Below are 14,335 nucleotides of genomic sequence, written 5' to 3'. Positions count from 1 at the left end.
CACATGAGAGTAGTTATTACTGGATATGGAGTTTATTCCTGTATAGGGAAAAATGTAGGAGAGGTTACTAATTCTCTCCGTGAAGGAAAAAGTGGGATAGGACTTGATTTGGCTAGAAGAGAATTTGGCTATCGTTCTTGTCTGACAGGAATCGTGACAGAACCAGACCTCAAGGCGGATCTACCTAGGCGTGCTAGATTAGGGATGTCTGAGGAGGCGAAGTATGCTTATGTCTCCACCAAAGAAGCTTTGAATATGGCGGGGATCTCTCAGGAGTATCTAGATGCCAATCGTGCAGGGATACTTTTTGGGAATGATTCGACGGCTGGTGCTGTAGTTGAGGCTGTGGATACGATTAGAGCCAAGAAGGATACTATGTTAGTCGGGTCAGGCTCGATTTTTCAATCCATGAATTCTACAGTTAATATGAACTTAGCGACGATTTTCAAGTTGCGAGGGATCAATTTTACTATCAGTGCAGCCTGTGCATCAGGCTCACATGCAATAGGAGTAGGCTACCATCTGATCAAATCCGGATTGGAGGATATGATTATATGCGGAGGTGCGCAGGAAGTCAATATGTACGCTTTTGGTAGTTTCGATGGATTGGGAGTGTTCTCTACTAGAGAAGAGGACCCTGCGAAATCATCACGACCTTTTGATCAAGGGAGAGACGGCTTAGTAACCAGCGGTGGCGCAGCAACCGTCGTGATAGAGTCACTAGAGTCAGCCCAACGACGAGGGGCGACTATTTTAGGAGAAGTGACAGGGTATGGTTTCTCATCCAATGGAGACCATATTTCTAACCCAGATACGGCAGGTCAAGTAGATTCTATATCTAGAGCGCTGAAAATGGCAGAGGTTAAGCCAGAACAGATAGACTATGTCAATGCCCATGCAACTTCTACCCCCAAGGGAGATATGTTCGAGGCGCAGGCTATTTTTGATGTTTTTGGAGGGAAAACCCCTGTGAGCTCTACCAAGTCAATGACGGGACATGAGTGCTGGATGGCAGGGGCGAGTGAGATCGTTTATTCGATGATTATGATGAAGAATGGCTTCATCGCTCCAAATATCAATTTTGAAAATCCCGATGAAGTATCCAGAAATCTTAATATTATTGCAGAATCAAAGAATGCAGAATTGAATATGATCGCCTCTAACTCCTTTGGTTTTGGCGGTACGAATTCAACCCTTATTATTAAGAAATATGAGTAGAGAAGAAGTAGTAGAGACCGTTAATGGTTTTTTGGCAGAGGAGTTTGAAGTGGAAGTTGAGGCATTGGATCCTAATGGTGTGTTGCACGAAACGCTAGATTTAGATAGTCTAGACTATGTAGATTTGGTAGTGGTGATCGAGAGTCACTTTGGATTTAAGGTGACAGGAGAAGATTTCAAGTCGATTTCTACGCTCAATGATTTTTACGATTTCATCGTCAACAAGCACGAGCATGCCTAATGACAAAATGGACTGGACGTACTAAAGGTTCCCTACTAGGGTATCGTATCATTGTATGGACTCTGAAATTTGTTAATATTCGTGCGGCCTACCTAATCCTAAGAATCGTATCGTTTTATTACTACCTGTTTGCCTCTACACCTAAAGAGGCACTTTTTGATTTTTACTCCCGAACTTTAAAATTATCCAAAAGGGAGGCTCGTCCCATTATTCGTAGAAATTTTTATGAGTTGGCACAGTCACTCTTGGATAAGATCGCCTTTACTGCTGGTAAAAAGGATTTGTACTCCTATACTAATGAAGGCGAAGATGATCTACTAGCACTAGCCGACCAAGGAAAGGGACTCATACTGATATCGGGTCACTATGGCAACTGGGATATTGCGGGACAGCTGCTGCGTGGATTCGATAAGAAAATCAACATCCTAATCTATGACAATGAACACGAAAAGATCAAAGATTATTTGAAAAGTCAGGGAGTTCAAAATTACAATGTCATCGTTCAGGGAAATGATTTTTCTCATCTGATACAGATTTACGAAGCGTTGCGCAATGACGAGATATTGTGTTTGCATGCGGATCGGTTTCTGCCAGGTGCGTCTACGTTCACGTTGGATTTCTTTGATCAAAAAGCATTGTTCCCTCAAGGTCCCTTTCAGATGTTGTCAAAATTGAAATCACCATATGCCTTTGTGTTTGCACATAAAAGAACTCGATTTCAATACCATTTCACTGCTCATATGCCTCATACTGATCGCAAAGATGTAGCAGGTGTAGCGCAGGAGTTTGCCGATATTTTGGCTCAAAAAGTGAGAGAAAATCCAGATCATTGGTTTAATTACTACAAATTTTTCCATCAAGTATGAATCCACTAATCAACCGTCAAGAGATCATTCAGTACATCCCACAGCGAACACCCATCATCATGGTGGACGAGGTGTTGACCTATGAGGAAGCTGAGATTACTACTAATTTTGAGATTAGAGAAGAGAATTTGTTCATCCTAAACGGACGAATGACGGAATCTGGACTGATTGAAAATATAGCACAAACTGCAGCTGCTAAAGCAGGTTATACTTGCCACCTAAAGCAAGTTCCTGTTCCACTTGGATTCATAGGTGCCGTGAGCAAAGTACAAGTGCATGGACTGCCACCATTAGGATCATGCATAGAGACTCAGGTCACCATCAAGAATGATGTGATGGGGGTAACGATCGTGTCTGGTAGAAGTGAGTTGGATGGTGAGTTGTTGATCGAGTGCGAAATGAAAATTATTATCCAACAAGACTGATGGAGTATATAGAAGCGAGTATATCGGTACGAGCAAGGTTCTCAGAAGTAGATGCGATGGGTGTTGTATGGCATGGCAACTATCTAAAGTACTTTGAGGATGGTCGTGAGCATCTGGGCGAAACGAGTAATATGTCCTATATGGATATCGCCAAGAGGGGATATTTTGTACCCATCGTCACAGCACATGTGGATTATAAATCCCCCCTGACATTCGGTGACCGCATTCAGATTACTTGTAGGTTGATCAAGAGTAGGTCTGCCAAACTCATCCATGAATATGAGGTGAAGAACTTGGAGAATAACAAAGTGAGCTGTCTTGGAAGAACAGAGCAGGTGTTTTTGAATGCTGACACGAAGGAGTTAGAGCTGACTTACCCATCTTTCTATGAGGAGTGGATCGGAAAAACAGCGTGGAGCACGGAAGCATGAGTTTTATAGCAGCCCCACATATTATTTCTCCTCTCGGGAATTCCGTACATGAAAATTTCGAGCGAGCACTAGTAGGTCAATCTGCTCTACGTCTTCATTCGGATCATCCTTTTGCTCCAGTGGATATTCCATTTGGTATCATCACGGATCATGAGAGATCTGAGGGATGGACCAAACTGGAGTCGCTCTGTCTACAGTCCTGTCAGCAGAGTTTGGCACAATTGAAAGACACATCTGGCAAGTGGTTGTTGATATTCTGCACGACGAAAGGAGATATAGATCGCCTAGCCAGTGGTCTCAGCGAAGAAGTGAAGCCACAGTATTTGGTACAAAAAGTAGCCAAAGAATTACCTATAGATATAGATACAGAAGTAGTCTCCAATGCCTGTATTTCAGGATTGTTAGGCGTGATCATGGCGCACGACTATGTTTCGACAGGTGTTTATGACCATGTATTGGTACTAGGAGGGGATTTGTTCTCTGATTTTACTTATAAGGGATTTGAATCCTTCATGGCGTTGAGTGCTCAGGCATGTAAGCCATTCGATGCGAATAGAGATGGGTTGTCACTTGGTGAAGCGGTGGTGAGTGTGGTTGTTTCTGATAAGAAAGAGATTTTTAGCCAAGTGGATTGTCAGGTGCTCGGTGGCGCTAGTGCCAATGATGCCAATCATATATCTGGGCCTTCACGAACAGGCGAGGGTTTGTACCGATCCATCCAAAAGACATGGAAGCAGACGGGACTTTCGGCAGAGGAAGTAGATGCTGTGTCAGCACATGGTACTGCGACCCGGTACAATGATGACATGGAATCTATTGCTTTTCATCGTGCAGGATTGGCAGCCAAGCCGATTAACAGCATGAAGGGGTACTTCGGTCACACCCTAGGAGCTGCAGGATTATTAGAACTAGTCATGTCCATGGAAAGCATGCGTGCCGGCATATTCCTTAGTAGTCTGGGATGTGAAGCACCCGGAACAACTGAAGAGATCAATGTCGTGACCGAAAATACACCTATGGAGATTCACACGCTGCTCAAAACCACCTCGGGATTCGGAGGATGCAATGCCGCAGCGATAATCCAAAAGATACAATGAGTCAGCAAGTGTGTCATATCAAATGGAATGCAGATGGACTGATTGTCGATGGTCAGCAAGCTGATTTGCTTCCTCATGAGGGAGGACTAAAGGAATTATTAGCAGCCTACTACAAGTCGCTAGGTTTGAATTACCCTAAGTTTCATAAGATGGATAATCTTTCGAAGCTGGGTGTGCTAGGCGTAGCAATGCTTAGTGCGCAATATGATTTGAGTGCGTATGCAGATGATGCCATAGCGATGCATTTTCAGAATGCTTCGGCGAGTTTGGATACGGACTGGGTACATCAGCAAAACATCAATGAGGGAAAGGCAGCTAGCCCCGCCAATTTTGTGTACACTTTGCCTAATATTGTGCTGGGAGAAATTGCTATCCGAAACAAGTGGTATGGTGAGAATTTATTTGTCGTAGCAGATAGCTTTGATTTGGAACGATGGATGAAAACCAACCAAGTGCTATTCGACCAAAACAAGGCTGAGGCTGTGTTAGGTGGATGGGTAGAGGTCTTGGAAGAGAAATTTGAATTAGAACTGTATTTCGTAGTGAAGCAGTAAAATATAGCGTTATGGATTTAAAATTAGAGCTGAAAGAAAAGCTGATTGACCAGTTGAATTTAGAAGAAGTGAAACCTGAGGATATCAAGGATGATGAACCCTTGTTTGGTGAAGGTTTGGGATTGGATTCTATCGATGCGTTAGAGATCATTGTGATCTTGGATAATAACTACAATATCAAAATAGGTAATCCAGAGGAAGCGAGAGATATCTTTCACTCGATCAATACCTTGGCTACTTATATAGAAGCAAACCAAAAGTAATGAACGTGTATGTGACAGGCATCGGAGTAGTCTCTGCACTGGGGATAGGCGTAGCGGCGAATCAAGATGCCCTAGCGTCTGGACGTACAGGGATTGTGAGCTGCGAGACTCGAAAGGGACCTAAACTGAAAGGATGCCTATCACTATCTGACGAAGTACTTAAGTCACGGCTAGGGTTAGAGCTGTCTGCACAGGTGCCACGTACTGCTATGCTAGCGATGCTAGCAGCAGAGGAGGCATTGGGAGACACAGTCATGCATACTGACATTCGTTCGGGATTCATCAATGGTACGACGACTGGTGGGATGGATTTGAGTGAAGCGTATTTTTCTGCGCTTTATTTGGAAGAGGACGATTCAGAGATGGTGAAGTTACTGACCCATGATTTGGGCACAGTGACCCAGCTAGTCAATCAGCGTTTGGGCTTCACCAATTATGTCAATACACTTTCTACCGCGTGTTCATCGGCAGCCAATGCGATCATGCTAGGTGCTAGAATGATCAAAGCTGGAATGATTGATCGGGTACTGGTTGGGGGCGTAGATGCCTTGACTGATTTTACGGTGGATGGCTTTGGGTCTTTGATGATCTATGATTCGGAGCATTGTAGACCATTTGACGAAGAGCGTGTCGGGCTGAATCTAGGAGAAGGAGCTGGTTTTTTGTTGATAGAAAACGATAAGAGTTTGGCTCAGTCTCAGAACAAAGTACTGGCGCGATGTGCAGGTTGGGCAAATGCCAATGATGCCTACCACCAGACAGGCACCTCCCCAGAGGGCAATGGCGCAGCACTGGCGATGATAGAGGCGCTCAAAGTAGCGCAACTCACGCCATCAGCTATCGACTATCTCAATGCACACGGTACAGCGACCAAAAACAATGACAATTCTGAGTTGAGTGCGATTGATCGCGTGTTCGAGGGTGTGGATGTAGATTTCAGCTCTACCAAGGCCAATACTGGACATACACTAGCTGCGGCTGGTGGGATAGAGGCGGTTTATGGGATTATGAGTATCCTGACGGGAGCAGTTTTTCCTAATCTCAACTGGAAGAACAAGATGCTGTCCAGTGATCGTAAACCAGTACTGACTTATACCAAGAAAGAAATTAATGCGGTCATGTCCAATTCATTTGGGTTTGGCGGCAACAGTACCTCTTTGATATTTACTAAGGCATGAGGAGAGTATTCATAAAGTCGGCCGTTTCTATTTCCGTATTGGATAGTTTTCTGCAGGAGGACTTGTCTCAGTTGTCAGAATCTCCAAATGGAGCGTGGACACTCAAGGAACCAAACTACAGAGACTATGTCGCACCAGCGATGCTTCGCCGTGCCTCCAAAATGATGAAAATGTCATTGGCATCTAGCCAAACCGCATTAGAGCAGTCAGGAATCCAATCACCAGACTCTATTATCGTCGGGACTGGTTTAGGAGGGATGACTGATACAGTCAAATTCCTAGAAGGATCGATACGCGCCGAAGAAGGAAGCTTGATCGCACCTGGAGCTTTTATCCAATCGGGACACAATAGCGTCTCTGGCCAGATTGCGCTACTCTTGAAAAACCAGCAATACAACATGACGCATGTCCAAAAAGGACTTTCTTTTGAGTATGCGCTGTTGGATGCGATGCTTCGTGTCAAGGAAGGAGATGATGCAGTATTGCTGGGAGCTGTGGACGAAAAAATAGGTGTCCTCGATCAATTGGCGGAGCGGATGACATGGCCAGAGGATATGCGGAGGCAACTTTCTGAAGGTTGTTCATTCTTCGTAGTGGAGGGAGAAGCCGCGACGGGTGTAGAGATCGTAGAGGTTAAGATCAGCAAGACAGAAGACTTGCTGTCCAATCTAGATAGGTTACTAGAGTCGCATAGCTTAAATCTAACGGATAGTGTTCAGAACTTTGTGGGGTATTCGGAGTTGCCCAAGGCTGATTTGCCTTTTGCACATCAGGTCTATACGGATCGTGTAGGACGCTACTTTAGCAGTTCGGCTTTTGGGTTTCATTTGGCCAGTGATACGCTCAAACATCAAGGTAAGCCGGGCGATTTTGCGACGGTGATTCACTTTAGTGATTTGCAGTTTAGTAGCATTATGCTCCTCAGACGTGTCTAAGTTTTACCTCACGATAATCATTTACTTTCTGGTGCAGTTGCCCTTCATGTTTTGGGTGGATGCGGACGATGCATTTGCGTATAGCATGCTGTCTCTGGCAGTATTGTTCGTTTTGGTGATGAGCATGTCTCTGATGATTCGTGCCAATTTCTTTCTGACAGCTCGGCATAGACTGGACTCAGACCATGTGATGCTGACTTTCGATGATGGGCCGCATCCTGCGCTTACACCGAGAACGTTAGATATATTGGAAGAAAAAGGAGTCAAGGCGATGTTTTTCCTCATTGGCAAAAATATAGAACAATACCCTGAGCTTGTAGAGCGGATCGTTAGAGAAGGACATCTGGTGGGTGGACATAGTTACCATCACGAGTGGTCTATAGGATTCAAGACCGGGCGGCAATTGACGCAGGAGTTGATGCAACCCCAGCGTCAGTTGTCGGAGATTACAGGACAAGATGAGCGGTATTTTAGACCGCCTTTTGGAGTGACCAATGCGCACATCGCCTATGCCGTGCAGCAAAATAAGCTAAAAACGATAGGCTGGTCATTGCGGACTTATGATACTGCTGCGGATTTTTCTACGGAGAAAGTGGCGAGAATTGTAAAGCGAGCTAAACCTCGTGACATTGTGCTGTTGCACGAGCGCATGGAGTCTACGGTAGAGGCCTTGCCAGCATTGATCGATGGCATCCGCCAAAAGGGTATGGAGTTTGGTGTACTAACCGCTAAAAGTTAAAATCAGATGAAGATAAAAATAATGACATTGGGTCTCTGCCTCTTTGCGAGTCAGTTTTTGGCTGCACAAGATGCGGCAGTGGAGGATTTTTTAAAGCGTTTAGAGGCTTTCAATGAAAAGACGACCTCTATCGTGAGTGATTTTGAGCAGGTGCAGGAGTTTTCTTTTTTGGAAGAGAAGATGAATTCTAGCGGCAAGTTTTATTTCATGAAGCCCGGGATTATGAAATGGGATCAAATCAAACCAGAGCCTTACTTTTTTGTCATCAAAGAAGATGAAGCCTATAAGTCTGATGGGAATGGGATCAAAAAGATTCCCGTGAACAGTCCACAGATCATTGGCTTTAAGAAATTTCTCATGCAGACGATGGATGGTTCTATCCTCAAGAGTGATGATTTTACCCATGAGATTACACTCACGGACCTATCTGCCAAGATTACTTTAGTACCGCAGCAGCGTGCACTGAAACGTATGTTTTCGCAAGTGCGTCTGGTGTTCGATAAAAAAACGTTGCTTCTCACAGAATTGACCTTTTATGAGTCTGCCGAAGACTTTCGTTCTGTTTATTTTAGCCAGCACGAACTAAATACACTCACTGACGCAGCGCAGTTTACCCGATAATCTATGAACGAGAACGCTTTCCTATCCTTAGTTACATTCGGTACGCTAACCACTGACGAGTCAGGGTTCACGCTACCACTCACTATCAATCCAGCACATGAGATATTTGAAGGGCATTTTCCAGAGCATCCGATCGTGCCAGGTGTTGTCACCATGGAGATACTCAGGAGAGGGTTGGCGTTAGCGACGAGTCAGAACATTCGCTTGCGTAAGGCTGCCAATATTAAGTTTCTCGGGATGATAGATCCCAATGCTACACCAGAACTGGTTTTGCAGTTTAGCACGACAGAAACGGACGAGGGACTCAAAGTTAAAGCCAGTATATCTGCCAAGGACACCGGTGCGGTACTGTTCAAACAGCAAGCCACCTATTATGCAAGTTGAGGCAGCGCATATCCATTATTGCGTACTGATCCCGACTTACAACAACGGGACGAAGATAGCACCTGTGCTAGATGCGGTCTCTGACTATACGTCTAACGTGATCGTGATCAATGATGGGGCGACAGACGATACTGCCGAGATATTGGCGCGTTTCCCACAGTTCGAGGTGATCACACACCCTGTCAATCAAGGAAAGGGCGTGGCACTCCGACATGGGTTCGAAAGGGCGATCGAGCTAGGCTATGACTATGCGATTACGATCGATTCGGATGGACAACATGATCCAGATGATATTCCGCTGTTTTTGCAGGCGGTAGCTGCCAATCCTGGAGCAGTAGTGATGGGTGCGCGCAATATGGAGCAGGAGGGCGTGCCAGGCAAGAGTAGCTTTGGCAACAAGTTTTCTAACTTTTGGTTTTGGGCGGAGACGGGGATTTCACTGCCTGATACGCAGACAGGATTTAGAGCCTACCCATTAGCGCCTATCAGTAAGAAGCGATGGATCACCTCTAAATTTGAGTTCGAGATAGAAGTGATTGTGCGGTTGGCCTGGTCTAATGTTCCTTTTGAGTCAGTGCCCATTAGTGTGACTTACGAAGAGGATAGGATTACGCATTTTAGGATGTTTCGTGATTTTGCACGTATCAGCGTGCTCAATACCTTTTTGGTGACCTTGGCTTTGTTGTTTTTCTTGCCTCGGCTATTGATCATGCGTTTTTCGCTTCAAAATTCAAGGAAGAAACTTCATGATGAATTTAAGAAGAACAAGGACAATCCAGGGCGAATGGCTTTCTCTGTCGGTTTAGGACTCTTTTTTGGGATATTTCCGGTTTGGGGCTTTCAGATGCTTGTAGCCTTCGGGATCGGTAGCATATTCAAGCTGAACCGTATGGTGGTGCTTTTCTTTTCGAATATTAGTGTCCCACCTATGATACCGCTCATTATTTTCTTGAGCTTTGTATGCGGAGCACCTTTTGTCGATGATCCCGTGTCTATCGAAGACTTTAGAGTCCTGACGATGGATTCCATTTATGATCAGTTGAGACAGTATGTGATAGGTTCGATTTTATTTTCCTTTCTAGCGGGTGGACTAGGGACACTGATTTCCTTTCTGATTTTGACTTTTGCACAGCGCAAACCACTGGAGGACTAATATAAACTGGGGTGTTGGTTGTACTCGTAGTGAATATTACTAGTTTTTGAGATTTTTGTTGATGAATTTGTTTATTGTTTATCCCGAAATTCCTTTGGAGTGACTCCAACTTTCTGTTTGAATATTCGGTTGAAATGCTGTGGGTATTTAAAACCCAGTTCGAAGGCTATTTCCTTTACCGATTTTTCTGAGTCGAAAATTTTGTCTTTAGCAATTTCAATCAGTTTCTTTTGAATGAATTCTTGAGCAGATTTACCAGTTTCCTTTTTTATCAAATCTCCAAAGTAGTTGGCAGAAAGATGTAGTTGGTCTGCAAAATATCCTACCGAAGGAAGTCCCTCAGAATAAGGTTTTTCAGATTTGAAGTAGCCATTTATCAACTCTTCGAATTTAGCTAATACGCCTGTATTGATATGCTGACGGGAGACGAATTGTCGATCATAAAAGCGCTCACAGTAATCTAAAAATAGACTAATATTCGCAGTGATGAGCTTTTTACTATGCTTGTCAATAGGGCGTTTGAGTTCATTTTCTACTATTGACAATAGTTCCAATACTGTTTGTTGCTCGTCGGTAGAGAGATGCAATGCTTCGGATAGATTGTACGAGAAGAAACCACAGTCATCGATTTGTTTGGCAAGGGGTGTGCCCAACAGGATGTCTGGATGAAAGGTCAACCCTCTACCCACAGGTTGGTAGATGTCCGTTTTGTTACTTACATCGACTACCTGCCCTGGACCTATGAAAACGAGTGTGCCTTCCTGATAGTCGTAGGTGTTTTTCCCATAAGCTAAATCTCCACATTTCACTTCTTTCAAGATAATTGTAAAGATGCCAAAGGACATGTTGTAACCATGCCGTGGCTCTGCGTCGGAGAAATCCAATACACTCACCGATGGATGCAAGGTGGGGTGATTATTAAAATCATTGTAAGACTTGACCGTATCGAATATTTTCTGATCACTCATATTGTTTCCCTTTTATAAGTCTAAACTAGAACAATTTTCAAATAGCGCTGACAACATCAGTAATAATGGTATGCTCAACCGTAATATGTGTATTAACTCACATAAAATCAATGCGTAAAATTGTATAGTTAGTATGGAAACGAAAGCCTAATAGAGGAGATCAATCCATGACATGCCTAAAGTCTAAATACGACAAAGAGAGGGGCAATGATAGATAGCTTTGATTAGCCCCAGCGCATGATCAAATAGGTGATATTGGTAGCTCTTTCAGTAATCTATATACTCATTCTGTGCAGCTTTGTTTGTAAGATTGTATAGGTCACAAATCACTTAAAAGATGATTAACTGCATGGTAATTAGTATATTTAGATTTATTGGTTGGATCAGTGATGAGTAGAAAGAGGTGAGAAATTCACTCGAAAATGAGTATGATTCTACTGGTGCTTTTGCAGTCAAGAAGGTGAAGTTAAGTCAATAATAGTCCCGAATAAATAAACAAGAAATGGCAAAGTTTAGTCTCAAAATAAACGGTAGTTCACGTGAAGTGGATGTAGAGCCCAGCACTCCTATGCTTTGGGTTTTAAGAGATCACCTTGATCTGACAGGTACGAAATATGGGTGTGGTGTAGCTCAGTGTGGCGCTTGTACTATACATTTCAATGGTACGGCTACACGGTCGTGCCAACTACCTGTTTCTGTAGTTGGTGATAGCGAGATTATAACCATTGAAGGACTTTCAGAACATGGAGACCATCCTGTACAGCGAGCGTGGCTTGAGCATGATGTGCCTCAATGTGGTTATTGTCAATCTGGTCAAATCATGAGCGCAGTTTCTTTGCTCAAATCTAACCCTAGTCCGACGGATGAGCAGATAGAAGGAGCAATGAGTGGCAATATATGTCGATGCGGCACCTATGTCAGAATCAAGTCGGCTATCAAAACAGCATCCAAACTTTAGACAGTACACCCATGGCAATATTAAAGACGAAGGTCGGTAGACGCTCATTTATAAAAACTTCAGCACTAGCAGGAGGAGGATTGATGATTAGTTTTAGTTGGTTGGCTTCATGTACGCCAGGTCAATCTGTAGAAGAAGTGCTCGCCATGCCGGATGAGTGGTTCGAGCTTAATTCCTATTTGAAAATAGGTGACAATGGAAGAGTAACTATCCGTGTGCCCAATCCTGAATTTGGGCAAAACGTAAAAACATCTATGCCAATGATTGTAGCAGAGGAGTTGGATACAAACTGGAAGTATGTTGTTTCAGAACAGGCACCTTATGACAAGACCAAGTACGACAGGCAGTTTACGGGCGGTAGTCAGGGAATTCGACGCGCTTGGGCTAGCCTACGGATGGCTGGTGGTACTGCTCGGCAGATGCTTAAACAGGCAGCAGCTAATGAATGGCATGTGGCTATAGATGAAATCAGAACCGAGGATGGTCAGCTTATACATGAGGCAAGTGGAAAAAAAGCGAGCTATGGAGCCTTTGCGTCTGCGGCGGCACTACTCCCTCAACCAGAGCAGGTGGAACTCAAGGATGTCAAGAACTTTTCGATCATTGGGCAGTCTAAAAAAAATGTGGATGGAAAAGCGATTGTCACTGGTCAGCAAAAATATGGCATTGATATCAAATCTGAGGATATGCTGTACGCGGCGATTGTACACCCGCCAGCTTTTGGCCAAAAGCTAAAAGGGTTTGATGCGGATTCTGTTAGATCCATGTCTGGTATAGTGGATGTGTTTGCATTTGAGACATACAGTGAGGGCTATGAACAAAACTTTTTTGACACCCACACACACAACAAGCTAATAGCGATAGTTGGAAAGAGTACTTGGGAGGTTTTTCAAGCTAAAAAAGAAATTAGAGTAGAATGGGAACCTTTCAACGAGTTTTCATTTGACATGGATATGTTCGGTAACAAAACCACTGTCAATGTCCCAAGTGGTTTGGAAAGCACCAGTGATCATCTCGCCAAATTTAAGTCTCATTTGGGTAGACCTGGTACTTTGCTTAGGAAAGATGGCGATCCAGACAAGGCATTTGCTGAGGCTGACAAGGTGATTGAGAAAACGTATACAGCTCCTTTTTTAGCGCACAATATGATGGAACCGATCAATTGTTTTGCGCATGTCACTCCCGAAAAAGCGCTAGTACGTGGGCCTATTCAAGCACCTGAGTTTATTGAGGGTACCATCGCCGCGCGCTTGGGGTTGCCACTAGAAAAGGTTGAAATTGAAATGTCTAGAATGGGAGGGGGCTTTGGCAGAAGAGCCTATGGTCACTACATGGTAGAAGCAGCGGTGATATCTAAGAGAGTGGGGAAGCCGATAAAGATGACCTACTCCAGAGAAGATGACATGACTTATGGGATTTATCGCCCTGCATACTGTGCTACATACAGAGCTGCTTTGGATGCCGACAACAATCTAATCGCTTTTCATGTCAAAGCTGGCGGTATCCCTGAAAGTCCGCTTGGGCGTGGTGCCGCTAATAGATTTCCCGCGGGTGCTGTAGATCATTATTTAGCAGAGGAGTGGTCTGAGCCATCTAATATTACTGTAGGAGCATTTAGAGCCCCTCGATCAAATTTTCACGCCAGTGCGGAGCAGTCATTTTTGGACGAGTTAGCAGAACTGGCAGGTAAAGACCCTATTGATTTCCGATTAGAACTCCTTCAGCGTGCCAAAATTAATCCAGTAGGAGAAAATAACGATTATGATGCAGACAGGTACGCAGGTGTCCTTGAGTTGGTTCGTGAAAAATCAAACTGGGATACTGCAAAGCCTGGCCTCAGCAGAGGCGTTTCAGCCTATTTTTGTCACAACAGCTACGCCGCACATGTACTGGATTTGAAAATGGAAAATGGAAAGCCTCGAGTAGAAAACGTAACCTGCGTCATGGACTGTGGTGTGGTAGTGAACCCAGATGCTGCAGCAAATATGGCTGAGGGTGCTATTGTGGATGGTATCGGCAATGCTTTTTATGGGGTGATGACTTTTAGAGAAGGTCAAGCCGACAAGGAGAATTTTGGCCCTTATCGGATGATCAGACATAGCGAAGCACCTAAAAATATAGCGGTTCATTTCGTGCAAAATGAGATAGACCCAACAGGAATGGGAGAGCCTCCGTTTCCACCAATTTTTGGAGCAGTAGCCAATGCACTTTACCAAGCAACTAACCGAAGGTACTATAATCAGCCCTTCCTTGGTAAAGGATTTGAGTTGGGATAAAAAGGAGGAAAAGAAGAAAACGATCGAA

The 14,335-nt window shown here is 44.1% G+C and carries 17 protein-coding genes; 16 read left to right on the top strand and 1 reads right to left on the bottom strand.

What is annotated here, in order from left to right:
- Positions 1–3 precede the first annotated feature (3 nt).
- The 14 genes from BUB99_RS09795 to BUB99_RS09730 are packed head-to-tail and all read left to right on the top strand — an operon-like array spanning position 4 to position 10,105.
- Positions 4–1,218 (top strand): beta-ketoacyl-[acyl-carrier-protein] synthase family protein, encoded by a 1,215-nt coding sequence (locus tag BUB99_RS09795; protein ID WP_073122014.1) that lies wholly within the window; start codon positions 4–6, stop codon positions 1,216–1,218.
- Positions 1,211–1,459 carry an acyl carrier protein gene (locus tag BUB99_RS09790; protein ID WP_073122012.1) on the top strand — a complete coding sequence of 83 codons (249 nt, stop codon included), beginning with the start codon at positions 1,211–1,213 and terminating at the stop codon, positions 1,457–1,459. Before BUB99_RS09795 ends, BUB99_RS09790 begins: the two co-directional genes overlap by 8 nt.
- Positions 1,459–2,325: an LpxL/LpxP family acyltransferase gene (locus tag BUB99_RS09785; protein ID WP_073122010.1), complete on the top strand. Its 867-nt coding sequence runs from the start codon at positions 1,459–1,461 to the stop codon at positions 2,323–2,325. Before BUB99_RS09790 ends, BUB99_RS09785 begins: the two co-directional genes overlap by 1 nt.
- Positions 2,322–2,750, top strand: coding sequence for a hypothetical protein (locus tag BUB99_RS09780; protein WP_073122008.1), 429 nt, complete (start codon positions 2,322–2,324; stop codon positions 2,748–2,750). The genes BUB99_RS09785 and BUB99_RS09780 overlap by 4 nt, the downstream gene beginning before the upstream one ends.
- Complete coding sequence (locus BUB99_RS09775) at positions 2,750–3,181, top strand: acyl-CoA thioesterase (protein ID WP_073122006.1); 432 nt, start codon at positions 2,750–2,752, stop codon at positions 3,179–3,181. The genes BUB99_RS09780 and BUB99_RS09775 overlap by 1 nt, the downstream gene beginning before the upstream one ends.
- Entirely contained in the window at positions 3,178–4,278 is a 1,101-nt protein-coding gene (locus BUB99_RS09770; protein ID WP_073122004.1) for a beta-ketoacyl synthase N-terminal-like domain-containing protein, read from the top strand. Before BUB99_RS09775 ends, BUB99_RS09770 begins: the two co-directional genes overlap by 4 nt.
- Positions 4,275–4,832, top strand: a complete 558-nt coding sequence (locus BUB99_RS09765) for a hypothetical protein (RefSeq protein WP_073122002.1) — start codon at positions 4,275–4,277, stop codon at positions 4,830–4,832. Before BUB99_RS09770 ends, BUB99_RS09765 begins: the two co-directional genes overlap by 4 nt.
- Positions 4,833–4,843: 11 nt before the next feature.
- The gene (locus tag BUB99_RS09760) at positions 4,844–5,095 is read left to right on the top strand and encodes a phosphopantetheine-binding protein (RefSeq protein ID WP_073122000.1); all 252 of its coding nucleotides are present in this window, start codon (positions 4,844–4,846) and stop codon (positions 5,093–5,095) included.
- On the top strand, positions 5,095–6,273 hold the full coding sequence (locus tag BUB99_RS09755) for a beta-ketoacyl-[acyl-carrier-protein] synthase family protein (RefSeq protein WP_073121998.1): 1,179 nt from the start codon (positions 5,095–5,097) through the stop codon (positions 6,271–6,273). The genes BUB99_RS09760 and BUB99_RS09755 overlap by 1 nt, the downstream gene beginning before the upstream one ends.
- Entirely contained in the window at positions 6,270–7,208 is a 939-nt protein-coding gene (locus BUB99_RS09750; protein ID WP_073121996.1) for a beta-ketoacyl synthase chain length factor, read from the top strand. The genes BUB99_RS09755 and BUB99_RS09750 overlap by 4 nt, the downstream gene beginning before the upstream one ends.
- Positions 7,201–7,947, top strand: a complete 747-nt coding sequence (locus BUB99_RS09745; protein WP_084190481.1) for a polysaccharide deacetylase family protein — start codon at positions 7,201–7,203, stop codon at positions 7,945–7,947. The genes BUB99_RS09750 and BUB99_RS09745 overlap by 8 nt, the downstream gene beginning before the upstream one ends.
- A 6-nt stretch (positions 7,948–7,953) precedes the next feature.
- Positions 7,954–8,568, top strand: coding sequence for a LolA family protein (locus BUB99_RS09740; RefSeq protein WP_073121994.1), 615 nt, complete (start codon positions 7,954–7,956; stop codon positions 8,566–8,568).
- Positions 8,569–8,571: 3 nt separating this feature from the next.
- Positions 8,572–8,952, top strand: coding sequence for a hypothetical protein (locus tag BUB99_RS09735; protein WP_073121992.1), 381 nt, complete (start codon positions 8,572–8,574; stop codon positions 8,950–8,952).
- On the top strand, positions 8,942–10,105 hold the full coding sequence (locus tag BUB99_RS09730; RefSeq protein ID WP_073121990.1) for a DUF2062 domain-containing protein: 1,164 nt from the start codon (positions 8,942–8,944) through the stop codon (positions 10,103–10,105). The genes BUB99_RS09735 and BUB99_RS09730 overlap by 11 nt, the downstream gene beginning before the upstream one ends.
- 71 nt (positions 10,106–10,176) lie before the next feature.
- On the opposite strand, the gene BUB99_RS09725 is transcribed toward BUB99_RS09730, so the two are convergent.
- On the bottom strand, positions 10,177–11,073 hold the full coding sequence (locus tag BUB99_RS09725; RefSeq protein ID WP_073121987.1) for a helix-turn-helix domain-containing protein: 897 nt from the start codon (positions 11,071–11,073) through the stop codon (positions 10,177–10,179).
- Positions 11,074–11,575: 502 nt separating this feature from the next.
- Between BUB99_RS09725 and BUB99_RS09720 the strand changes: the two genes are divergently transcribed.
- Together BUB99_RS09720 and BUB99_RS09715 are read left to right on the top strand one after the other, a co-directional pair.
- Complete coding sequence (locus BUB99_RS09720; RefSeq protein WP_073121985.1) at positions 11,576–12,031, top strand: (2Fe-2S)-binding protein; 456 nt, start codon at positions 11,576–11,578, stop codon at positions 12,029–12,031.
- An 11-nt stretch (positions 12,032–12,042) separates the two neighbouring features.
- Positions 12,043–14,307 carry a xanthine dehydrogenase family protein molybdopterin-binding subunit gene (locus tag BUB99_RS09715; protein WP_073121983.1) on the top strand — a complete coding sequence of 755 codons (2,265 nt, stop codon included), beginning with the start codon at positions 12,043–12,045 and terminating at the stop codon, positions 14,305–14,307.
- Positions 14,308–14,335: the final 28 nt, after the last annotated feature.

Origin of the sequence: Reichenbachiella agariperforans, assembly GCF_900142205.1 — a bacterium.
Classification (GTDB): domain Bacteria; phylum Bacteroidota; class Bacteroidia; order Cytophagales; family Cyclobacteriaceae; genus Reichenbachiella; species Reichenbachiella agariperforans.
The sequence above is the reverse complement of the archived record's forward strand: the minus strand, read 5'-3'. Positions and strand labels throughout refer to the sequence as shown.